A 22020-nucleotide genomic window follows, 5' to 3' on the forward strand; every position below is an offset into this window, starting at 1 on the left:
ACGTCGTGCCCGCACTGCCCGGACTCCGGCGGTACTTGCTGTTCTTGAGCCTGCTCGGCGTGTTCACCGCCTTTTCGGTGCTCCTCCAGGCCGAAGGGCTCGCCACGCTGCTCACCGGCGGCGGGGTTTCGCTGTTCCTCGTCGTGGCCGTCGGTGCCCGCGTGGCACTGTCGTGGGGTCAGTCCGTCCTCAGTGGACGGTTCGCCGCGTCGGTTCGCGGCGCGCTGCGGCTTCGGCTGCTCGAGTCCGCGTCGGACCGGGCGGGCGTCGTCGCGACGCAGATCACGCGCGGTGTCGACGCCACGGACAGCTACCTGACCGGCTACCTGCCCTCGCTGGTCGTGTCGGTCGTGGTCCCGGTCGCGGTGATCGCGCGGCTCTTCACGACGGATCTGACGTCGGCGGTCGTCGTGGTGGTCACGCTGCCGCTGATCCCGGTGTTCGCGATCCTGGTCGGGAAGCAGGCGAAGGCGTCGGCCCAGTGGGAGCTGCTGACGAAGCTGGGCGGGCACTTCCTGGACGTCGTCCGCGGGCTCGGGACGCTGAAGGTGTTCGGCCGGGCGACGGCACAGGCGGCGACGGTCCGGTCGATGGCGAACGCGCACGCCGACGCGACCATGAAGACGCTGCGGGTGGCGTTCCTGTCGGCGCTGGTGCTGGAGCTGGTCGCGACGTTGTCGGTGGCGCTGGTCGCGGTGCCGATCGGGTTCCGGCTGCTGTCGGGCGGGCTGGACGCGCGGACCGGGCTGCTGATCCTGTTGCTGACGCCCGAGGCGTACCTCCCCCTGCGGGCGGCGGGCGCGAAGTTCCACGCGGCGGCGGAGGGGTTGACGGCGTTGCGGGAGGCCCTCTCCGTGCCGGTGGTTTCGGTGGCTTCCGGGGCAAAGTGCCGTCGCCGGGGCGCGCCTTCGGTGGTTTTCGAACGGGTTTCGGTGGCTTACGACGGAGTTCCAGCACTGTCCGATGTGGACTTGACGGTGCCGTCCGGTTCGCGGCTGGCGCTGGTCGGGCCGAGCGGCTCGGGGAAGAGCACGCTGCTGGCGGTGCTCCTGGGGTTCGTGCCGCCTTCGGCGGGCCGGGTGCTGGTGGACGGGGTGGACCTGCGTTCGCTGTCGTCGCCGGACTGGCTGGCCGAAGTGGCGTGGGTCCCCCAGCGGCCGACCCTGTTCCGGGGGTCGCTGGCCGCGAACATCGCCCTGGGGTCACCGGCCGACGTCCCGGCGGCGGCCCGGGCGGCGGCGCTGGACTCGGTGGCGGCCGGGCTGCCGGCGGGTTACGAGACACCCGTTGGCGAGCTGGGGTCGCCCTTGTCGGCGGGACAGCGGCAGCGGGTGGGCCTGGCCCGGGCGCTGGCCCGGACGTCGGCCGGGCTGGTCCTGCTGGACGAGCCGACAGCACGCCTGGACTCGCGCACGGAGGAGGCGGTGTTGTCGGCGGCACGGCGGTTGCTGCCCGGCCGGACGGCGGTGCTGGTGGCCCACCGCCCGGCGATGGTGGCGCTGGCCGACCGGGTGGTCGAGCTCCGCGACGGCCGGGTCTGTGCGGAGGTGGCGGCGTGAACATATCCACAAAGGTCGAACTCCGCGACGGCCGGGTCCGTGCGGAGGTGGCGGCGTGAACGTCTCCACGAAGGACCTCTTCCGCCTCCTCCGCGCCGCGCTCCTCGGCGCGGCCGCCGAACTCGCCGCGCTGGCGCTCATGGCCACCGCCGCCTGGCTGCTCCTGCGGGCCGCCGAACGGCCCCCGCTCGCGGCGCTCACCGTCGCCATCGTGGCCGTCCGGACCCTCGCCCTCCTCCGCGGTGGTCTCCGGTACGCCGAGCGCCTTGCCGGGCACGACGTCGTCCTCCGGTGGCTCGGCTCGCTGCGGACGCGCGTCTACCAGGCCCTCATCCCCGGGACCCGGTACTCCGGCGGCGACCTCGTCACCCGGCTGGTGTCCGATGTGGACGCTCTGCAGGACGCCGTCCTGCGGTGGCTGCTGCCCGCCGGGGTCGCCGCGCTCGTGGGCACCACCGCCGTCGCCGTCACCGCCGCGACCTCGGTGCCCGCCGCCGCGGTGCTGGCCGGCGGGCTGCTCGTGGCGGGCGGGTTCCTGCCGTGGCTGGTCATCCGCGGCACCGCCGCGGCCGCGCGGGAGAACGCCCCGAAACGGGCCGAACTCGCCGAGCGAGCCGTCGAACTCGTCACCGGCCGCCGGGAGCTCGTCGCCGCGGGTGCCCACGGCGAACACCGCGCGCGGGCGGCCGAGGTCGTCGGCGACCTCGCGCGGAGCGAGCGGGCGGCCTCGGCCACGACCGCCCTGCTCGGCGCCGCCGGGGTGCTCGTCCAGCTGGGCACCGCCGTCGCCGTCGGACTGCTCGCCCACGCCTCCGTGCCCTGGACCGCCGCGCTCACCCTCGCCGCCGTGACCGCCTTCGAGGTCGTTCTCCCGCTGATCGGCGCCGCGCGGCGCGTGCCCGAAATCCGCGCGTCCGTCGCCCGGGTGCGGGCCGTGCTCACCGAACCGGCCTCGCCGGAAGGCACCCGCGTCGCGTCTACCGGGCACTTCCGGCTCGAGAACGCCGGCGTCCGCCACCCCGGCCGGGCACCCGCGCTGCAGGGCATCGACCTCGACCTCCCGCCCGGCAGGCGGGTCGGGATCCTCGGCCCCAGCGGCGCCGGGAAGACGACCCTCCTCCGGCTCCTGCTCGGCAGCCAGTCCCCCACCTCGGGCCGGGTCACCCTCGACGGCCACCCCCTCGGCGAGTACCGGGACCTGCCGAAGCTCATCTCGGGCGCCGAAGCCGACGCCCACGTCTTCCACACGACCGTCCGCGAGAACCTGCTGCTCGCCAAGCCGGACGCGACCGACGAAGAGCTGCGCGAAGCCTGCGAAACCGCCGGGTTCGACCTGGACCTCGACCGCGACACCGGCCCGGACGGCGAGTCGCTCTCCGGCGGTCAGCGGCAGCGGCTCGTCCTCGCCAGGGCGGTCCTGGCCGCGCCCGAGGTCCTGGTGCTCGACGAGCCCGTCGAAGGTCTGGACCCGGCCCACGGCGACGCCGTCCTGAAGCGGGTCCTAGCCCGAGCGCGAGGCAGCGTGGTCCTCGTCACCCACCGCCCCGAGCACCTCGTGGGCTTCGACGAAGTGCTCACCCTCGAGGACGGGCGAGCACTTCCCGCATCGGCGGCCGATCGGCGACCCGGACGTTCGTGACGTCCGGCACCCACTCCTCGTCCACCGGCACGAACTGCGTGAACGGCGCGTCGGCGGCCGGAACACCGCAGCGGTCCAGCGCCGTGCCGAGGATCTGGCGGGCCATCACGCCGAGCTGGCTCAGCGACCGGTTGCGGTGCTTGCGGACGCCCAGGTTGACCTGCGCCAGCCCGGCGAGCCCGTACCGCGCCTCGGCGTCGAGCAGCAGCCCGATCTCGACGCCGTACCCCGCCGCGAACGGCACCGACTCGAGGAACTCGCGCGTGCCCGCGTACTCGCCGCCGAGGGGCTGGACCAGGCCGCCGAGCGCCGGGCGCAGCGCCGAGAGCACCGGCCGCGCCAGCAGCTCGGTGACGCGCCCGCCGCCGCTGCTCTCCAGCCGCAGCGGGCGGCGGTAGAAGCCCTTGACCAGGTGGACGCCGCTTTCGGTGACCAGCGGGCCGAGCAGCGACGGCACGAACGCCGGGTCCGGGTCGACCAGGTCGGAGTCGAGGAAGACGACGAAGTCGCCGCTGGTCGCGGCCAGCGAGCGCCACAGCACCTCGCCCTTGCCGGGCACCGGCGGCAGGTCCGCCACGACGTCCTCGCGGCGGACGACCCGCGCGCCGGCGGCCTCGGCTGTTGCGGCGGTCGCGTCGGTGGAACCCGAGTCCATGACGACCAGCTCGTCGACGACCGTGCCGAGCAGCGGCCGCACCGACGCGACGACGTCGCCCACGGTCCGCTCCTCGTCGAGGGCCGGTAGCACGACCGAAACCGTCCGGTCACCCTTCGCGGCCACGATGTCCGCGGGGGTCCAACCGGGCTCCTGCCACGTACGCCGCTCGAACCAACTCACGAGTAACGATCGTGCCATGCTGGTGGCACCGCACCCGAGGAGGAGGACCACTTGATCGCGCTGCTTGTCCGGTTCGTGCTGGGACCGCTGGTCAGGGCGGTGTACCGGCCCGAAGTGCACGGCGTGGAGAACGTGCCGCCCACCGGCCCGGTGTTGCTGGCGGCCAACCACCGCGCCGCCCTCGACACCGGCGTGATCACGTTCGCGACCCCGCGGCAGGTCAAGTTCCTCGGCAAGGCGGAGTACTTCGTCGGCAAGGGCCTCAAGGGCAAGGCACTGGCCGGCTTCCTCGGCGGCCTCGGCTACGTCCCGGTCGAGCGCGGCAACGCCCAGGCCGGGCTCGCCGCCCTGGAGGCGGCCCGCAAGGTGCTCGACGCGGGCGGCGTCTTCGCGATCTACCCGGAGGGCACCCGCTCCCTGGACGGCCGGCTGCACCGCGGCCACACCGGCGTCGCGGCCCTCGCACTGGCCACGGGGGCGAAGGTGGTGCCGGTCGCGCTGACCGGCACCGAAAACCTCCAGCCGAAGGGCGCGAAGATCCCGCGGCCGGCGAAGATCGCCATCACGTTCGGCAAGCCCCTCGACTTTTCGCGGTACGAGGGCCAGGACAACGCCCCGGCCATCCGCCGGTCGGTCACCGACGAGGTGATGTACGCCATCCTGGAGATCTCCGGCCAGGAGTACGTGGACACCTACCACAAGCGGCCGAGCGAGGGTGTCGCCTAGATACCCGGTGGCTCCTTCGCCCACTTCGGCGGCGCCGGCGGCTCGTACGTCTCGAACTTGTCCAGCAACGCGGCCGGGTCGGGGTCGGTGAGCAGGAGCTGCCGGTAGCCGTCCTTGAGGAAGCCCTCGGCGACCATGTGGTCGGCGAACGTCATCAGCGGCTCGTAGTACCCGTCGACGTCGACCAGGCCGATCGGCTTGCCGTGCAGGCCGAGCTGGGCCCACGTCCAGACCTCGAACAGCTCCTCCAGGGTGCCCGCGCCGCCCGGGAGCGCCACGAAACCGTCGGACAGGGCCGCCATCTTGGCCTTGCGCTCGTGCATGTCCGCGACGACGTGCAGCTCGGTCAGCCCGGCGTGGGCGATCTCGACCGACGAGAGCGCCTCCGGGATCACGCCGATCACCTCGCCGCCCGCCGCGAGGGCCGCGTCGGCCACCACGCCCATCGTGCCGACGCTCGCGCCGCCGTAGACCAGGCCGATGCCGCGCTGGGCCAGCAGCTTGCCGAGCGCGGCCGCCTGCTCCGCGTACCGCGGCGAGAAGCCCATCGCCGAGCCGCAGAAGACACAGATGCGCCGCATCAGTGCGTGTCCTCCCACGCCTGGTAGGACTCCTGCACCACGCGGACGGCGTCGTCGATGTCGTCGGTGACGTGCAGCAGGTCGAGGTCGTGCGGGCTGATCTTGCCCTCGGCCATCACCGAGTTCTTGATCCAGTCGTAGAGCCCGCCCCAGTAGTCGCTGCCGAACAGCACCACCGGGAACTTCGTGACCTTCTTCGTCTGCACCAGGGTCAGCGCCTCGAACAGCTCGTCGAGCGTGCCGAACCCGCCGGGCAGGCAGATGAAGGCCTGCGAATACTTGATGAACATCGTCTTGCGGGCGAAGAAGTAGCGGAAGTTGACGCCGAGGTCGACCCACGGGTTCAGGCCCTGCTCGAACGGCAGCTCGATGCCGAGCCCGACGGAGAAGCCGCCGGCCTCGGCCGCGCCGCGGTTGACCGCCTCCATCGCGCCCGGTCCGCCGCCCGTCATCACCGCGAACCCGGCGTTGGCCAGCGCCCCGCCGATCTTGCGGCCCAGCTCGTACTCCGGGTTGTCGCGCTTGGTGCGGGCCGAGCCGAACACCGTGACCGCGCGCGGGACCTCGGCCAGCGCGCCGAACCCTTCGACGAACTCGGCCTGGATCCGCAGCACGCGCCACGGGTCGGTGTGCACCCAGTCGCTCGGGCCGCGCGAGTCCAGGAGCCGCTGGTCGGTGGTGCTGCCCTGGTCGCGGCGGTCGCGGCGCAGCACGACCGGGCCCTTGTGCCGCTCCACCGGGCGTTCGGGGTACTGGCCGTCCGGCCATTCAGACTGTTCGCTCACTACGCCATGCTACGGCCTCGCCGCCAGCGAGAATGCCAGCAACGCTGTAGACGTGAAGTCGATGGCGGGCTCGTTACTGGGCCATGAACTCAGGTCGTCGGCGTAGCGGCTTCCCTGCCCGTCGAAGGATTCATACGGACGGGTGCATTCCTTCGCACCCGCCGGGAACGGCAGATCGGCGAAGTTGTCCGCGCCGTTGGGGCCGTTGACGACCGCGCCGTACAGCACTTTCGAAGGGCCGGCGAGGTTCGCGGCCTGGTGGTGCGGGCACTGCGGGGACGTCGTGCCGACGCCGACCACGAGCGACACGCCCCAGGCGTTGGCCCCGAGGGTGAAGTTCCGTTGCTGCGCGCCGAAGGCGGCGTACCGCGTGTCCCCGGTGACGCGCTGGTACAGCCGCGCGGTCGCGGCGAAGCCGAAGCTCTTGCTGGCCGCGTCGAAGTCGGTGACGGCCACGGCCGTCCGGAATGGACTCGTCTTCGCCGACGCGACACCTTCGTCCAGTTGCCGCCGCAGGTCCGCGGCCAGGTCGCGAACGCCGAGCTCCGCGCCCGGGACGCCGGTGCGCAGCAGGCCGGCCAGGTCGGCGTGGGCGAGCGCGCTCGTGTCGTAGAGGTTCAACGTGCTCGTGTCGCCGCCGCCGATGTAGGCCTTCGCCCACTTCGCCGCGTCGCGGGCCCACCCGTTCGCGCGTGGGTCCTTCAGCGCTCTCGCAGCGAGGGCGAGTTGCGTCGCGCCCAGCTCCAGGTCGTCCGCCCACGACGATTCCGGGTAGTAGGCGTGCGGGAACGCGGTGACGAGCTCGCCGACGCCGGTCGTCTTGGCCTGCGCGAAGACGGCCGCCGCCTCGGCGAGGTAGTGCCGGGCCAGCCGCGGGTCGCGGTGGGCCTGCACCTGCGCGCCGAGCGCGAACGCGGCCGCGACCCGGCCGGCGAGGTTCGGCGACAACGGCGCACCCGCCGGAGCCGCGGGGAACACCGGCCGGTACTTGACGAAGTAGGCCGGGTCGCCGGGCTTGACGTCGAGGGCGTCGTCGTCCTGCGGGTTGCGCCAGACGTCGTGGTCGCCGAGGAAGCCGAACTCCTCGCTGCCGGTGCCGATGCCGACCTGGGCGTAGAGCGTCCTGGTTTTGCCGTCCCAGACCTTGTCGAGCCAGTCGAGGCCGAAGCGGACCTCCTCGGCCAGCACCGGATCGGGGTCCTCGCGCAGCACGAAACCCAGTTCGGCCAGCGAGTACGCGGTGTTGGAGGTGAACTTGACGAAGTCGCCGGCGTCGACCCAGCCGCCTTCGACGTCGACCGGGCCGCCCTGCGGCTTCAGGGGTTCGACGATCTCGTCGCCGCCTTCGCCGGCGAACTTGGGCTCGGCGTAGACGGTCGCCGTCCGGTCGGCCAGGTGCGACGGCCTGCGGTCGAGGCGGCCGGGGATGACGTCGTGGCCGTCGCGCTGGGCCTGGAAGAACTCGGTGGTCGCGCGCACGAGCGGGCGGAACAGCCGGCGCGCGGTGTCGATCCGGAACGGCGGCGACGTCGCGCCTGCCGCCTTGATCCGGTAGGTGCCCGGTCTCTCCAAAGTGGACAGGTCGAGGTCGAACACCGCCGGGTAGCGCGCGTTCCAGGCCCCGAGGCTCGCGCTCGTGCGGCCTTCGCGGACCGTGCGGCCGCGTTCGTCGACGACGGCGAACTTCCCGGGCGCGCCGCCGAGCAGGTACGCGTGCTTCGCCTCGCCCAGCGCGTAGCCGACCTGGTCGACGCGCACTTCGGCCGGCGTCGCGGCTTCGGCGGGGGACGCGGCGAGCGGGACGGCGAGCGCGGCCGCCGTCACGACGGGAAGCAGGCGCATGATCGGCCTCCACTTTGTTAGGAAAGTTTCCTATTTAGCGGAGAACGCTATCCGGCACGGCCGGGGGCGTCAATATGTCCGTTTCCGTGGCGGCGGCGGTGATGACCTAACGTGGGGAGATGACCGAACCGCTCGGCGCGCGGATCCGGCGGCTGCGCACCGGCCGCGGCTGGACCCAGCGCGAGCTGGCCGAGCCGGGCTACGACCGGGGCTTCCTGGCGAAGGTCGAGACCGGCAGCCGCCCGCCGTCGGAGGAGATGCTGGCCTACCTGGCGGGACGGCTCGGGCTGACCGTCGACGAGCTGCGGTTCGGCCGGCCGCCCGGCGTCGCCGACGAGCTGCGCGCGGCGCTGGACGAGGGCTACCGCGACCTGGAGCAGGGCCGGACCGCCACGGCGGAGGAGCGGTTCGCCGCCGTGGGCAAGGAGGCGGCGGGCTACCACCTCGGCGACGTCGAGTGCTACGCGCGGTTCTGCCAGGCCGAGGTGAAGTGGCAGCTCTTCGACGTCTCGGGGGCGCAGCGGGCGCTGGAGCACGCGGACGAGCTGGCCGGCTCGGCGCCGCCGTGGCTGCGGGCGATGATCGTGCACCGGTGGGCGGGCTGCCGGTTCCAGAGCGGCGACCCGGGCCCGGCGATCGCGCGGATCGAGGCCGAGCTGGCGGCCGGACCGGCCGACCCGGATGCCGAGTTGTGCCTGCTCACGGCGTTGATCCACCCGCTGATGGAGATGGGCGGCCTGCACCGGGCCCGTCGCGCGGCCGAGGACGGGCGGCGGCTGGCGCGGGCGGCGACGCGGCCGGACTTCGTCGCGCGCTTCCACCGGCAGGCGTCGCAGGTGTGGCAGGCGACGGGGCACGCGGACCGGGCCGACGAGGACCTGACCGAGGCGTGCCGGCTGTTCGCTTCGGTGGGGTTCGACCGGGACGCGGCCCGCTGCCGCTGGGCCCGCGGCTACCTGCTGCGGCGGCTGGGGCGGCTCGACGAGGCCCGCGCGGAGCTGACGGCGGCCCGCGACCAGCTGCGGGCGATCGGCGCGGAGGAGGGCTTCGCCGGGGCGACGCTCGAACTGGCCGAGGTCCGGCTCCGGCAGGGAGCGCCCGCCGAAGCCGCGTCGCTCGTCGCCGAAGTCCGGGAACTGCTGTCCCGCGACGTCGAGTCGCTGGGCGAGGCGACGAGCCTGCTGGGCCAGGTCGCCCGGGCGCGCGGCGACCTGGAGGCGGCGACCCGGCTGCTGCGCGAGGCCTTCGAGATCCAGACGGGGGCATCGCTGCACGGCGCGGCGGTGTCGACGGCCCTGCGGCTCGGCGACGCGCTCCGACAACGTGGTCATCTCGACGCGGCCGTCGAGGCGTACCGCCGCGGCCTCGACTCGGCGGCCGGCGCCGTGTAGCGGACCAGCGGGCCCGGTGGTCCGAACCAGCGCGCTTTCCTACGAAAGTCTGTGAATTGGTTCAGACCAGTCTGGCACCCCGCCGCGACCTGCGGTTTTGCTTGACTGCTGCCGATCACGGGCGCGGACCGCTGCTCCGTTCGGCCCATTGACCCCCTCAGGGGCGGAACCTTTACTCGGACGCGTCCGGCGCAATAACAGCAGTTATTCCGCGGGTCACACCCACCGGAAAGGCTCCCCATGAGATCCCCACGTGGGCTGGCGGCGATCGCCGGCCTGGTCCTCACCTTCGCGGTGCCGGCGATCCCGGCCGCCGCCGCTTCCGCACCTCCCGCCGCCACCCCGCCCGAGGCGCTCGCCGCCCGCGCCGCCGATCAGGCCGCCCTCAGCGGCGCCGACCGGCTCGCGAAGGGTGCCGGGGAGGCCTTCGTCCGCACCGGAGTCACCCCGGGTGGCGGCGGGCTCTACTTCGCCTCCTACGCACGCACGTACCACGGCCTGCCGGTGATCGGCGGGGACGCCGTGGTCGTCGCCGACGGCGCCGGGCGCGTCCGCGGCACCGAGGCCGCGCACACCGCGCCGATCACCGTCGGCACGCACGCCGCGCTGAACGCCGAGCAGGCCGCGAAGATCGCCGCAGCCAGAGTGTCCACAGTAGACAGGACTGAGACACCCAAGCTGGTCGTGCTGGCCGGGGACGCGCCGAAGCTCGCCTACGAAGTCGTCGTCGGCGGCCGCACGAACGGCAAGCCGACCCGCCTGCACGTTTTCGTCGACAGCGCCACGGGGAAGGTCCTCGACACGCGCGACGACGTCCGCGAAGCCGGCACCGGCAACTCCTACTACGCCGGGACGGTCTCCATCGACACCTCCGGCTCCGGCAGCTCGTACTCGATGACCGACCCCGGCCGCCGCGGGATCTCCTGCGGCCGCGAGGGCGGTTCGATCTTCACCAAGAGCACCAACACCTGGGGCACCGGCTCCGGCACCGACCTCGAAACGGCCTGCGTCGACACGCTCTACAGCGTGCAGACCGAGTGGAAGATGCTTTCCGAGTGGCTCGGCCGCAACGGCATCGACGGGGCGGGCGGCGGGTTCCGCGCGAGCGTCGGCCTCAACGACGTCAACGCCTACTGGGACGGCTCTTCGACGCACTTCGGGCACTCGCAGGACAACCGCCGCCAGGCGACGCCGATGGACGTCGTCGGGCACGAGTACGGCCACGCCATCTTCCAGACCACACCGGGCGGCGCCGGCTCGGGCAACGAGAACGGCGGGCTCAACGAGTCCACCGGCGACATCTTCGGCGCGCTGACCGAGTACTACGCCAACAACCCGAAGGACACCCCGGACTTCAGCGTCGGCGAGGGCGTCAACCTCGTCGGCCAGGGCCCGATCCGCTACATGGACAACCCGTCGAAGGTGGGCGACCCGAACTGCTACTCGGCGTCGATCCCGAGCACCGAGGTGCACGCCGCCGCGGGCCCGCAGAACCACTGGTTCTACCTCCTGTCCCAGGGCAGCGCGGCCAGCCCGACGTGCAACAACTCGACCGTCACCGGCGTCGGCATCCAGAAGGCGGGCAAGATCTTCTACAACGGCCTGCTGAAGAAGACGTCGTCGTGGAACCACCGCGCGGCCCGCAAGGCCACCCTGGAAGCCGCGATCGCGCTTTTCCCCGGTAGCTGCACCGAGTTCGCCAGCACCAAGGCCGCGTGGGACGCGGTGAGCGTGCCCGCGGTCAGCGGTGAGCCGACCTGCACCGGCCAGCCGCCGGCCGGCAACGACTACTCGCTGACGCTGTCGCCGACGTCGGCGTCCGTCCAACCCGGACAGACCGCGACCACCACGGTGACCACCCGGATCACCTCGGGCAACGCGCAGACCGTGCAGCTGGAGGCCACCGGCCTGCCCGAGGGCGCGAAGGCGACCTTCAGCCCGGCGAGCATCTCCTCCGGCGGCACCGCGACGCTGACCATCACCACCTCGGCGACCACGCCGGAGGGCACCAGCCAGGTGACGGTCGCCGGCGACGGCACCGACGCCGACCACACCGCGCAGTTCTCGCTCACCGTCGGCACCGGCACCCCGCCGACCGGCTGCGACGGGCTCGCCGAGTGGGACGCCGCCAAGGCCTACGTGCCGAACGACGTCGTCGGGCACAACGGTCACAAGTGGACGTCGCTGTGGTATTCGACCGGCGCCGAACCGGGCGCGCCCACCTCGTGGGCCGTCTGGAGCGACGGCGGCGCGTGCTGAGGCCTACCCTGGACGTCCACGGCGGAAAGGCACCCGGGTGAGCGAGAGCGTCGGCGAACGCCTGCGTGAGCTGCGCACCGAACGCGGCCTCACGCAGCGCGAGCTCGCCGGGCCGCAGTACTCCGCGGCGTACGTGTCGTCGGTCGAAACCGGCGCGCGGACGCCGTCGGGGGACGCCCTGCGGTTCTTCGCCCAGCAGCTCGGCATCGATCCCGACGAGCTGCTGGGCGGCCGCTCCCCGCGGGAGCTGATCGAGCTCGACCTCGAGCTGATCGAGACGGCGGAACGGTTCCTGGCCGGCGACGCCCGGCGCGCGACCCCGCGGATGCAGCGGATCCGGCGCCGGGCCGAGCGCCTGGACCGGCCGCGGCAGGCGGGGATCGCGCTGCTGTGGCTGGCCGGGTACTCGACCGGCGACGTCCGCACGAAGTACGTCTCGGACGCCGAGACGGCTCTCTCGGGCGAGCCGCCGCCGGTGCGGGCGATGGTCGTGCCGCTGCGCGCGGCGGTGCTGACCGCATGGGGCGAAGTGCAGTATTCGGTGCACCTGCTGGAAACCTGCCACGCCGAGCTGCTGCGCGACGGCTACCCGCAGCCGTCGATGCTGCTGACGCTGCGGGCCTGCCTGGCCGAGCGGCACCTGCGCCAGGGCGACCTCGAGCGGGCGGCCGAGTACGCGGAATCGGCGTTGCGGCTCACCCGGGGCAGCCCGGCGGTGCTCGCGGAACTCACCCGCAGCCACGTCGAGGTGTGCCGCAGCCACCTCGCGGCGGACCGGTTCGCCGACGCCGCCGCGTCGGTCGCCGCGGCCTACGACCTGATGCAGGAACGGGCCCTGCACCCGGCGATGGCCTACTGCCTGCTGGCGAGGGCCCGGGTCCGCGGCCGGGCGGGTGACGCCGAAGGCGCGCTGGCCGACCTGGCCGCGGCGCGCGAGACGGCGTGGCCGGACGACGTTCCGGCGATCACGGTCGAGCTCGCCGGGGAGTACCTCGCGGCGGGCCGGCTGGAGACGGCGGCGGCGCTGCTCGACCAGATCCGCCCGGCCGTCGTGGCGGGCACGCCGCTGGCCGCCGAACTGCGGCTGCAGCTCGGGTCGCTGGCCAAGGCCCGCGGCGACGCCCGCCGCGCGGCCGAGGACCTGCGGGCCGCCGTCGACCTGGCCACCGGCCTGGGCGCGCGTGGGGTGCTCGTGCGCGCGCTGCGGCCGTTGAGCGAGCTGCTCGGCGAGACCGGGAAGCAGGCGGAGGCGGCTGACGTGCTGCGGAACGGCCTGCTCGCGCTGGGTGCGGAGGACGGGTAACCGTTTTCTGAGCAGTACTAACGAATCCCGGTGATCGAGATCGACCGGCGTTCGGATGGTGTCGCCGACAATCCCTACGAAAGTCGTTCCGACGCGGAACGCGGCGAGAATGCCCTGCTGCAGCGGGGTTTGTACGAATTGATCCGAGAATCCCGAACGTTCCGTTGGTCCGTTCGGCGCATTGACGCCCAGATCGGCTGATCCTTTACTCGGATGCGTCCGGACGCATACCTGCTGTTAGCACGCCGGACACGTCCCCCTCATTCCCCTTACCGGACCTCGATTCTGCCTTCATGGAAGGAAGACCTCGATGACCCATCGTGGGTTCAGCACGGGCTTGGCGGCTGCCGCCGGGCTCGCCATGACGCTCGCGTTACCGGTGACCCCGGCGAGCGCAGCGCCCCAAGCACAGCCCGCCGCCCCGGAAGCGGCCGCCGCCCGCGCCGCCGACCAGGCGGCCGCCAGCGGTCTCGACGCCCTGCGCCGCGGCGCGGGCGAATCGTTCCAGCGCATCGGCCTCACCCCCGGTGGCGCCGGCCTCTTCTACGGCGCCTACCAGCGCACCTACCAGGGCCTGCGGGTCGTGGGCGGGGACGCGGTCGTCGTCGCCGACGGTGCCGGGCGCGTCCGCGGCACCAGCGCCGCGGAGACCGCGCCGATCAGCGTCGGGACGCAGGCGCTGGTCGACGCGGCCAAGGCCGCCGCCACCGCGCGCGCTCAACTGCCCACTGTGGACAGTGTGAGCACGCCGGAGAAGGTGGTGCTGGCCGGGGCGAGCCCCAAGCTGGCCTACGAGGTCGTCGTCGCCGGGCGCACCGCCACGGCGCCGAGCAACCTGCACGTGTTCGTCGACGCGGCCACCGGCGCGGTCCTCGACAAGCGGGACGACGTCCGCACGTTCGACTCCGGCGTGAAGCGGCAGGCCCAGCCCGCCACGGTGAACGTGGCCGGTACCGGCAACAGCTACTACGTCGGCAACGTCTCCATCGACACGACGCAGTCCGGCAGCACGTACACCATGCGCGACCCCGCCCGCACCAACCTGAGCTGCGGCCGCGAAGGCGGTTCCGTCTACAGCGGCCCGGACAACAACTGGGGCAACGGCTCCGGCACCGACCTGGAAACCGCCTGCGTCGACACGCTGTTCGGCTCCCAGACCGAGTGGAAGATGCTAGGCGACTGGCTGGGCCGCAACGGCATCAACGGCAACGGCGGCGGCTACCCGGCCTCGGTCGGCCTCTCCGACGTCAACGCCTACTGGAACGGTTCGTCGACGCACTTCGGCCACTCGCAGGACAACCAGCGCCAGGCCACCTCGATCGACGTCGTCGCCCACGAGTACGGGCACGCCATCTTCCAGACCACCCCGGGTGGCGCGGGTTCCGGCAACGAGAACGGCGGCCTCAACGAGTCCACCGGTGACATCTTCGGCGCGCTGACCGAGGCGTACGCCAACAACGCGAAGGACACCCCGGACTACGAGGTCGGCGAGGGCGTCAACCTGGTCGGCCAGGGCCCGATCCGCTACATGTACCAGCCGTCGAAGGCCGGCGACCCGAACTGCTACTCGTCGTCGATCCCGAGCACCGAGGTGCACGCGGCGGCCGGCCCGCAGAACCACTGGTTCTACCTGCTGGCCGAGGGCTCGAACCCGGGTGGCGGCAAGCCCGCCAGCCCGACCTGCAACAGCTCGACCGTGACCGGCATCGGCATCCAGAAGGCCGGCAAGATCTTCTACAACGGCCTGCTGAAGAAGACCTCGTCGTGGAACCACAAGGCCGCCCGCAAGGCGACCCTCGAAGCCGCGATCGCGCTCTTCCCCGGCAGCTGCGCCGAGTACAACGCGACCAAGGCCGCGTGGGACGCCGTCTCCGTCACCACGGCGACCGGTGAGCCGACCTCGTGCAGCGGCGGCGGGCCGGACTTCTCGGTCGCGCTGAACCCGGCTTCGGGTTCCGTGCAGCCGGGCGCCTCGGCGACCACGACGATCAGCACCGCGATCACCTCCGGCGCGGCGCAGTCGATCACGCTGTCCGCCTCGGGCCTGCCCGCCGGCGCGACCGCCACGTTCAACCCGGCCACCATTCAGTCCGGTGGCTCCTCGACGCTGACCATCGCGACGTCCGCGTCGACCCCGACCGGCAGCTACCCCGTCACCATCACCGCCGACGGGGCCAGCACCGACCACACCGCGACGTACACGCTGTCCGTCGGCACCACCGGCTCGTGCGCCGCGGTGACCAACTCGACCCGCCTGAACATCCCGGACTACCCGGCGAGCGCGGTCAACAGCACCAACACCGTCTCCGGCTGTGCCCGCAACGCCTCGGGCACCACGAAGGTCGAGGTGCACATCGTCCACACCTACCGCGGTGACCTGGTCCTCGACCTCGTCGCCCCCGACGGCACGGCGTACCGGCTGAAGAACTCCAGCAGCGACTCCGCCGACAACATCGACACCACCTACACCGTCAACGCCTCCTCCGAGGCCGCCAACGGCAACTGGCAGCTCCGCATCCGCGACGTCGGCCCGGCCGACACCGGTTACCTGTCCTCCTGGACGCTGACCGTCTGACCCACCCCCGGGGCGGCACTTTCACGTGAAAGTGCCGCCCCGGTTTCTTTCTCCCCACCCCCACCGAAGGAATTCACCGCCATGAAGTGGAAGACACGACTCGGCGCCGGGGTCACCGCCCTGGCCGCCGTGCTGGGCGTCATATCCGTGCCGGCGGCCACCGCCGCGCCCGCCACGGCGCTCGCCGCGCCGGACATCTCGCTCGCCAACGTCAAGGCCCACCTCAACCAGCTGCAGACCATCGCCAACAACAACGGCGGCACGCGCTCGCCGCGCGGCGGCGGGTACGCGGCCTCGGTGTCCTATGTGGAAAACCTGCTGAAGAACGCCGGCTACACGACGACCCGGCAGACCTGCACCAGCTGCATCGGCCAGTCGCAGAACCTGATCGCCGAGTGGCCGCAGGGCGACGCGAGCCAGGTCATCATGCTCGGCGCGCACCTCGACAGCGTGAGCGCCGGCCCCGGCATCAACGACAACGGCTCGGGCAGCGCGTCGATCCTCGAGGTCGCGCTGACGCTGGCCCGCACGAACCCGGCGATGGCCAAGCGCGTCCGGTTCGGCTGGTGGGCCGACGAGGAGTCCGGCCTGGTCGGCTCCAAGTACTACGTCAACAACCTGCCGAGCACCGAGCGCACGAAGATCAAGACCTACCTCAACTTCGACATGATCGGCTCGAAGAACTGGGGCTACTTCGTCTACGACGACGTCGCTTCGATCAAGGCGGTCTTCGACGAGTACTTCACCTCCATCGGCATCCCGACCGAGGGCGACAGCGAAGGCGACGGCCGGTCCGACCACGCGTCGTTCAAGAGCGCGGGCATCCCGGTCGGCGGCCTGGCCACCGGCGCCGGTGACATCAAGAGCTCGGCGCAGGCGCAGAAGTGGGGCGGCACGGCGAACTCGCCGTTCGACAACTGCTACCACCGCGCCTGCGACACGATCTCCAACATCCCGGACGCGCCGCTGGAGAAGAACAGCGACGCCATCGCCTACGCGCTGTGGAAGCTGGCCGTCGGCACGCCGCAGGGCAACGACTTCTCCGTGTCGCTGAACCCGACATCCGGGACCGTCCAACCGGGACAGTCGCTGCAGGTCGCCGTCAGCACCGCGACGACGTCCGGCTCAGCGCAGTCGATCGCGCTGTCCGCCTCGGGCCTGCCCGCGGGCGCGACGGCGTCGTTCAGCCCGGCCACCGTGCAGTCCGGCGGTTCCTCGACGCTGACCATCACGACGTCCGCGTCGACCCCGACCGGCACCTTCCCGGTCACGGTGACCGCGGACGGCGCGAACGCCGACCACACGGCGACGTTCTCGCTCGGCGTCGGCAGCTCGGCGTGCGCGCCGGTGACCAACTCGACCCGCCTGAACATCCCGGACTACCCGGCGAGCGCGGTCAACAGCACCGCGACCGTGGCCGGCTGCGCCCGCAACGCGTCCGGCACCACGAAGGTCGAGGTGCACATCACCCACACCTACCGCGGTGACCTGGTCCTCGACCTCGTCGCCCCCGACGGCACCGCCTACCGGCTGAAGAACTCCAGCAGCGACTCCGCCGACAACATCGACACCACCTACACCGTCAACGCCTCCTCCGAGGCCGCCAACGGCAACTGGCAGCTCCGCATCCGCGACGTCGGCCCGGCCGACACCGGTTACCTGTCCTCCTGGACGCTGACCGTCTGACCGGCCGCTCGGGGGCGCCCGGTTGCCGGGCGCCCCCGAGTTGTCTAGACCACCCGTTCGTAGGTAGTCACCGGTTCCCCATGGCGCTTATGTTGGGCGGACACGCCGCGTTCGCCCCTCAACGACGATGGGAGCCGGTATGTCCGGTCGCTTGTGCGCAACCCTGCTGGCCACGGTGCTGGCCCTGTTCGTCCCGGTCCCCGCGCAGGGGGCGGTGCAGGCGGACACGTGCGCGGTGAAGTCGCGGCCCGCCGGCAAGGTCCTCCAGGGCTACTGGGAGAACTGGGACGGCGCCGCGAACGGCGTCCACCCCGGCATGGGCTGGATCCCGATCACCGACAGCAGGATGGCCCAGCACGGCTACAACGTCGTCAACGCCGCCTTCCCGGTGATCCGGTCCGACGGGACCGTGTTGTGGGAGAACGGGATGGACGCCGGCGTGAAGGTGTCGACGCCCGCCGAGATGTGCGCGGCGAAGGCCGCGGGCGCGACGATCCTGCTGTCCATCGGCGGCGCGGCCGCCGGGATCGACCTCTCGTCGTCGGCGGTGGCCGACCGGTTCGTCGCCACGGTCGTGCCCATTCTGAAGCAGTACAACTTCGACGGGATCGACATCGACATCGAGACCGGGCTGACGAACAGCGGCAACATCAAGACGCTCTCGGCGTCACAGAGCAACCTGATCCGGATCATCGACGGCGTGCTCGCGCAGATGCCGTCGAACTTCGGCCTCACGATGGCGCCGGAGACCGCGTACGTGACCGGCGGCAGCGTCGCCTACGGCTCGATCTGGGGCGCGTACCTGCCGATCATCAAGAAGTACGCGGACAACGGCCGGCTGTGGTGGCTGAACATGCAGTACTACAACGGCTCGATGTACGGCTGCTCCGGCGACTCGTACCAGGCCGGAACCGTGCAGGGCTTCACCGTGCAGACGCAGTGCCTGAACAACGGCCTGGTCGTGCAGGGCACGACGATCCGGGTGCCCTACGACAAGCAGGTCCCCGGCCTCCCCGCCCAGCCGGGCGCGGGCGGCGGGTACATGTCGCCGAGCCTGGTTTCCCAGGCGTGGCGCTCGGTTCCGGGCCTCAAGGGCCTGATGGACTGGTCGATCAACTGGGACGGCTCGAAGGGCTGGACGTTCGGCAACAACGTCAAGGCGCTTCAGGGCCGCTGAGACCTCGCCAGCTCGGAACGGACGAGCTCGAGGAGCCGGCCCAGCCAGTTGGCGCCGCTCGAGCTCCAGTACTTCGAAGCCCAGTCGCTGTAGAGCAGCCGGGCGTCACCCGTGCCCAGCAACGTCTCCGCCATCGCCGGGTGGCGCTCGAACTTGTTCCGCAGCAACGCGGCCATCACGCCCAGCCGGGCCGCCGGCCAGCCCGCCCGCCGGGGCGCTTCCACGCCGAGGCTCCGGGCGTCGAGGCCCCGGAAGGCGGCGGCGATCCGGTCGTGCCAACCGGCGTCGTCGGTGGACAGCGCCCAGTAGGCGTGCATGACGCTCGCGTACTCCCGGCCGTCGTGGGTCACCGCTGCCGGGTAGTCGGCCTGCAGGACCTCCAGGCCCGCCGGCTCGGGCCAGCCGCTCGGGTAGACGGTACCGCCCACGACCAGCGGGACGGTCGCCTCCGGGCCGTCCGCCACCCGCCGCGCCTGTTCTCCGGCGACCCCGGCCTCGCTCCGGCGGAGGTAGCCGAGCGCCCACTCCCGGAGCTCCGGGGTCACCGTGAGGGTCTGGCCCTCGTTCCGGGCCGGGATCGTCTCGCCCACCTCGGCGAGCAGGATCCGCACCGGGACGTCGTTGTGGTCCATGTCGCCGAGCATGAAGATCCGGCGGTGCTCGGGCACCGCGTGGTACGCCGCGCGGACGAGCTCGAGGCGGGCCGCGGTCGGATCCGCGGCATACGCCACCAGCGTGTCCCGGCAGCGCCCGGAGGAGTCCGGCCGGTCGTTCAGCCTGTCGACCTCGTCGGCGAGCTCGCCGATCAGCAGCTCCGGAGTCAGCCACGACTCCAGTGCCGGCACGGTTCCCTTCGCCGTGCCGGTGATGATGAGCGGGACGCCCTCAGGCGGGGTCAGGGTCAGCGTGCCGTCGTCGAACGCGGCGCGGAGACCGGCGAAATCGGTTGTCTCGTAGCCCCAGAGGACGGCGCCGTCCGCGAAGACGCCGAGCGTGTCGAGCGTGTAGTAGTCGTTGTTGCGAAAGAAGACGAGGCGTTGCCGCCCCTCGACGACGTCACCGCCGGCCACGCGCGACGTCGGGGTGCTGTCCGGCATGCCGGCGAGCCTAGCGGCGCTCAGGAGGTTCCTGTCGGGATCGGGTCGTCGTACTCGCCCGGGGGGCCGGTGTATTCGCGGCCACCGTCCGGGAACGGCCACGGGTTCGGCACGCAGCCGTGCAGGCCGAGCGTCTGCTGCTCCATCACCGGCGCGCGCTTGCCCGGCCCCGGGCACAGCTCGTGGCCCTGCCCCAGCCGGTGGCCGGTCTCGTGGGTGACCATGTACTGCCGGTAGACCTCGAGCGGCGCCCCGTAGTTCGGCACGGCGTTGGCCCAGCGGGCCACGTTGAGCACGACGTTGCTGCCGTTGCGGCAGGAGGTGTAGCTGTCGGGCGTGCCGCCGCAGAGCCGGTCGCGGCTGGACGGCGTGGCCAGGTAGAGGGTGAAGTCGGCGCTGTCGGCCGGGCCGACCTGCTGCAGCCGCCACTGCCCGCCGGCGGTCCAGCCGCGCGGGTCGCCGAGGATGGTGCGGATGTCCTTGGCGAACTCGGCGGGCCCGACGCCGTCGATGTCGGTCTCGATGGCGATCCGGTAGCGCATCAGCCGGCCCGACTTCCCGGCGACCTCGTCGCTGCCGGGGGTGAACATCCACTGGCCGGAGCCGGTCCGCGGGAAGGTGATGGCGGCCTCGACGGGCGCGCTCTGCGTCACCGGCTCGCGCTCGGCGGGCGGCGGCGGGATCGAGGTGGCCTCCCCGATCGCGGTGATGACCGGCCCGGCCGCGGGCGCGGCGACCGGCTGTCTTTCCCCGCCGCAGCCGCTCACCGCCAGGGCGAGCGCGGCCACGGCCGCGGCCCGTCTCGCGGTTTTCGGCATGGGTCCTCCCGGGGTGCGCGGCTTCAGAAGGACATACGGGCCGCGGCCGGGAAAAGTTGCGATGACCTGCGGTGGCGGAGCGTCACCGCAGCTCAGCGCATACAGGTGTGACGACCACCACAGCGCCCCAATGTGGCGTTCGGTGCATCCAACGCACCCAATGTGGCGTTCGGTGCGTCCAACGCAACCAACGCCACATTGGGGCGCTTGGGGCTCAGCCCAGGAACTTGCGCAGCACCTCGGTGACCTGGCGGATCTCCGCCGTCCGGACGTTCTCCTGCTGCGTGTGCGCCAACGTCGGGTTGCCCGGGCCGAAGTTCACCGCCGGCATGCCCCGGGCCGCGAAGCGCGCCACGTCCGTCCAGCCCAGCTTCGCCGCCGCGCGGCCGCCCGCCGCCGCCACCAGCTCTGCCGCCGCCGGGGCCGACAGGCCGGGGAGCGCGGCCGGCGACATGTCCACAACGGACAGTTCGAAACCGTCGAAGACCTCGCGCAGGTGCTGTTCGGCCGCCGCCGGGTCGCGGTCCGGCGCGAAGCGGTGGTTGACCCTCAGCACCGCTTCGTCCGGGACAACGTTGCCCGCGACCCCGCCGCCGATCGAAATCGCCTGAAGTCCCTCGCGGTAGGTCAGCCCGTCGATGTCGACGATCCGCGGGGTGTACTCCTTCAACCGCCGCAGCGGCTCGGCCAGCGCGTGGATCGCGTTCTCGCCCATCCACGCCCGCGCGGTGTGCGCCCGCTTGCCCGAAAACCGCAGCTCGACGCGCATGGTGCCCTGGCAGCCTGCCTCGATCACGCCGTTCGACGGCTCGCCGACGATCGCCAGGTCGCCGGCCAGCCACTCCGGCAGCTCGCGTTCGATCCGGCCGAGGCCGTTCTTGACCGCTTCGACCTCTTCGTTGTCGTAGAACACGAACGTGACGTCGTGCTTCGGCGACGGCAGCGTGGCCGCCAGGTGCAGGAAGACCGCGTCGCCGCCCTTCATGTCGACCGTGCCGAGGCCGTGCAGGACCTCCTCGTCACCGGTGCCTTCGCGCCGCGAGGGGAAGTTGCCGTTCTCCGGCACGGTGTCCAGGTGCCCGGCGAGCACCACCCGCGACTCGCGGCCGAGGTTCGTCCGGGCGAGGACGGCGTCGCCGTTGCGGACGACCTCCAGGTGCGGCGCCTGTGTGCGCAGCGCGTCCTGCACCGCGGTGGCGATCTCCGCCTCGGCGCCGGACACGCTGAAGATGTCCACCAGCGCTGCGGTCAGGTCCACGGGGTCGGCGTGCAGGTCGAGGCTCATGGCCCGCACGCTACCGTGAGGGTGTGCTGAAGTTCCCGGTCGCCGTGGGCGGCGCGTTGCTGGTCCTGGTCCTGTCGGGCTGCGGGAACGAGGCCGGGCCCACGCCCCCGCGCCGGGGCGGCGAGCCCGGTCCGGACGCGCTGCCGACGAAGCTGACCGCGCTGACCGTCGACCAGTGCTACGCGAGCCCGCGCACCCAGCTGCCGAAGGGCTGTGAGAAGTACGTCACGGAGGTCGCCAACGTGCCGGGCGCGGCCCGCAAGCGCGCCGACGACCGCGACCCGCAGCTGGTCGCCGAGGCGGCCAAGCTCGACCAGGCCGTCGGGGAGTTCCGGAGCGCGGGCTGCACGACCGTGCCGGCCGCGGGCGGTCCCTGCTCGCAGGCGCTCGTCGACATCGCCGCGGCCCTTTCGGGCCTGAAGAAGCAGGTAGACGCGCGGCCCACGAGTGGTTGACCGC

The 22020-nt window shown here is 72.3% G+C and carries 18 protein-coding genes; 11 read left to right on the plus strand and 7 right to left on the minus strand.

Going from position 1 to position 22020, the window contains the following annotated elements; translation table 11 throughout:
• Nucleotides 1-5: 5 nt before the first annotated feature.
• A complete protein-coding gene (gene cydD / locus BLW76_RS03475) occupies nucleotides 6-1559 on the plus strand; it encodes a thiol reductant ABC exporter subunit CydD (protein ID WP_167384451.1) in 1554 nt (517 codons plus the stop codon).
• A gap of 55 nt (nucleotides 1560-1614) precedes the next feature.
• The gene (gene cydC / locus BLW76_RS03480; protein WP_091304399.1) at nucleotides 1615-3198 is read left to right on the plus strand and encodes a thiol reductant ABC exporter subunit CydC; all 1584 of its coding nucleotides are present in this window, start codon (nucleotides 1615-1617) and stop codon (nucleotides 3196-3198) included.
• On the opposite strand, the gene BLW76_RS03485 is transcribed toward cydC, so the two are convergent.
• On the minus strand, nucleotides 3134-4036 hold the full coding sequence (locus BLW76_RS03485) for a glucosyl-3-phosphoglycerate synthase (RefSeq protein ID WP_091304400.1): 903 nt from the start codon (nucleotides 4034-4036) through the stop codon (nucleotides 3134-3136). The genes cydC and BLW76_RS03485 overlap by 65 nt on opposite strands.
• 51 nt (nucleotides 4037-4087) lie before the next feature.
• Here BLW76_RS03485 and BLW76_RS03490 point away from each other — a divergent pair, with 51 nt between their 5' ends.
• Nucleotides 4088-4762, plus strand: a complete 675-nt coding sequence (locus BLW76_RS03490; RefSeq protein WP_091304401.1) for a lysophospholipid acyltransferase family protein — start codon at nucleotides 4088-4090, stop codon at nucleotides 4760-4762.
• Here the strand turns inward: BLW76_RS03490 and BLW76_RS03495 are convergent.
• From BLW76_RS03495 to BLW76_RS03505, 3 genes are read right to left on the minus strand one after another with little or no spacing between them, the layout of a single operon-like run.
• On the minus strand, nucleotides 4759-5343 hold the full coding sequence (locus tag BLW76_RS03495) for an LOG family protein (RefSeq protein ID WP_091304402.1): 585 nt from the start codon (nucleotides 5341-5343) through the stop codon (nucleotides 4759-4761). The two genes, BLW76_RS03490 and BLW76_RS03495, sit on opposite strands and share 4 nt — an antisense overlap.
• Nucleotides 5343-6128 (minus strand): LOG family protein, encoded by a 786-nt coding sequence (locus BLW76_RS03500; RefSeq protein WP_091304403.1) that lies wholly within the window; start codon nucleotides 6126-6128, stop codon nucleotides 5343-5345. The genes BLW76_RS03495 and BLW76_RS03500 overlap by 1 nt, the downstream gene beginning before the upstream one ends.
• A 9-nt stretch (nucleotides 6129-6137) precedes the next feature.
• Nucleotides 6138-7970, minus strand: a complete 1833-nt coding sequence (locus tag BLW76_RS03505; protein ID WP_091304404.1) for a glycoside hydrolase family 9 protein — start codon at nucleotides 7968-7970, stop codon at nucleotides 6138-6140.
• A gap of 119 nt (nucleotides 7971-8089) precedes the next feature.
• Here BLW76_RS03505 and BLW76_RS03510 point away from each other — a divergent pair, with 119 nt between their 5' ends.
• The 7 genes from BLW76_RS03510 to BLW76_RS03535 all read left to right on the plus strand — a co-directional run bounded on the left by BLW76_RS03510 (nucleotide 8090) and on the right by BLW76_RS03535 (nucleotide 18361).
• Nucleotides 8090-9361 carry a helix-turn-helix domain-containing protein gene (locus BLW76_RS03510; protein ID WP_091304405.1) on the plus strand — a complete coding sequence of 424 codons (1272 nt, stop codon included), beginning with the start codon at nucleotides 8090-8092 and terminating at the stop codon, nucleotides 9359-9361.
• A 240-nt stretch (nucleotides 9362-9601) separates the two neighbouring features.
• Nucleotides 9602-11620 carry a M4 family metallopeptidase gene (locus BLW76_RS03515; RefSeq protein ID WP_091304406.1) on the plus strand — a complete coding sequence of 673 codons (2019 nt, stop codon included), beginning with the start codon at nucleotides 9602-9604 and terminating at the stop codon, nucleotides 11618-11620.
• Between the two features lie 37 nt (nucleotides 11621-11657).
• Nucleotides 11658-12923 (plus strand): helix-turn-helix domain-containing protein, encoded by a 1266-nt coding sequence (locus BLW76_RS03520; protein ID WP_091304407.1) that lies wholly within the window; start codon nucleotides 11658-11660, stop codon nucleotides 12921-12923.
• A gap of 30 nt (nucleotides 12924-12953) precedes the next feature.
• A complete protein-coding gene (locus tag BLW76_RS48295) occupies nucleotides 12954-13124 on the plus strand; it encodes a hypothetical protein (protein ID WP_167384452.1) in 171 nt (56 codons plus the stop codon).
• A gap of 109 nt (nucleotides 13125-13233) precedes the next feature.
• Nucleotides 13234-15498, plus strand: coding sequence for a M4 family metallopeptidase (locus BLW76_RS03525; RefSeq protein ID WP_208613194.1), 2265 nt, complete (start codon nucleotides 13234-13236; stop codon nucleotides 15496-15498).
• A gap of 81 nt (nucleotides 15499-15579) precedes the next feature.
• Entirely contained in the window at nucleotides 15580-17184 is a 1605-nt protein-coding gene (locus BLW76_RS03530) for a M28 family peptidase (RefSeq protein ID WP_091304408.1), read from the plus strand.
• 139 nt (nucleotides 17185-17323) lie between these two features.
• Entirely contained in the window at nucleotides 17324-18361 is a 1038-nt protein-coding gene (locus BLW76_RS03535; RefSeq protein WP_091304409.1) for a chitinase, read from the plus strand.
• Here the strand turns inward: BLW76_RS03535 and BLW76_RS03540 are convergent.
• The 3 genes from BLW76_RS03540 to dapE form a co-directional block, all read right to left on the minus strand.
• A complete protein-coding gene (locus BLW76_RS03540) occupies nucleotides 18349-19458 on the minus strand; it encodes an NADAR family protein (RefSeq protein ID WP_091304410.1) in 1110 nt (369 codons plus the stop codon). The two genes, BLW76_RS03535 and BLW76_RS03540, sit on opposite strands and share 13 nt — an antisense overlap.
• A 20-nt stretch (nucleotides 19459-19478) precedes the next feature.
• The gene (locus BLW76_RS03545) at nucleotides 19479-20276 is read right to left on the minus strand and encodes a DUF3152 domain-containing protein (RefSeq protein ID WP_208613195.1); all 798 of its coding nucleotides are present in this window, start codon (nucleotides 20274-20276) and stop codon (nucleotides 19479-19481) included.
• 214 nt (nucleotides 20277-20490) lie between these two features.
• A complete protein-coding gene (dapE, locus tag BLW76_RS03550) occupies nucleotides 20491-21561 on the minus strand; it encodes a succinyl-diaminopimelate desuccinylase (RefSeq protein ID WP_091304411.1) in 1071 nt (356 codons plus the stop codon).
• 44 nt (nucleotides 21562-21605) lie between these two features.
• Here dapE and BLW76_RS03555 point away from each other — a divergent pair, with 44 nt between their 5' ends.
• The gene (locus BLW76_RS03555; protein ID WP_091304741.1) at nucleotides 21606-22016 is read left to right on the plus strand and encodes a hypothetical protein; all 411 of its coding nucleotides are present in this window, start codon (nucleotides 21606-21608) and stop codon (nucleotides 22014-22016) included.
• Nucleotides 22017-22020: the final 4 nt, after the last annotated feature.

Source organism: Amycolatopsis tolypomycina (assembly GCF_900105945.1).
Classification (GTDB): domain Bacteria; phylum Actinomycetota; class Actinomycetes; order Mycobacteriales; family Pseudonocardiaceae; genus Amycolatopsis; species Amycolatopsis tolypomycina.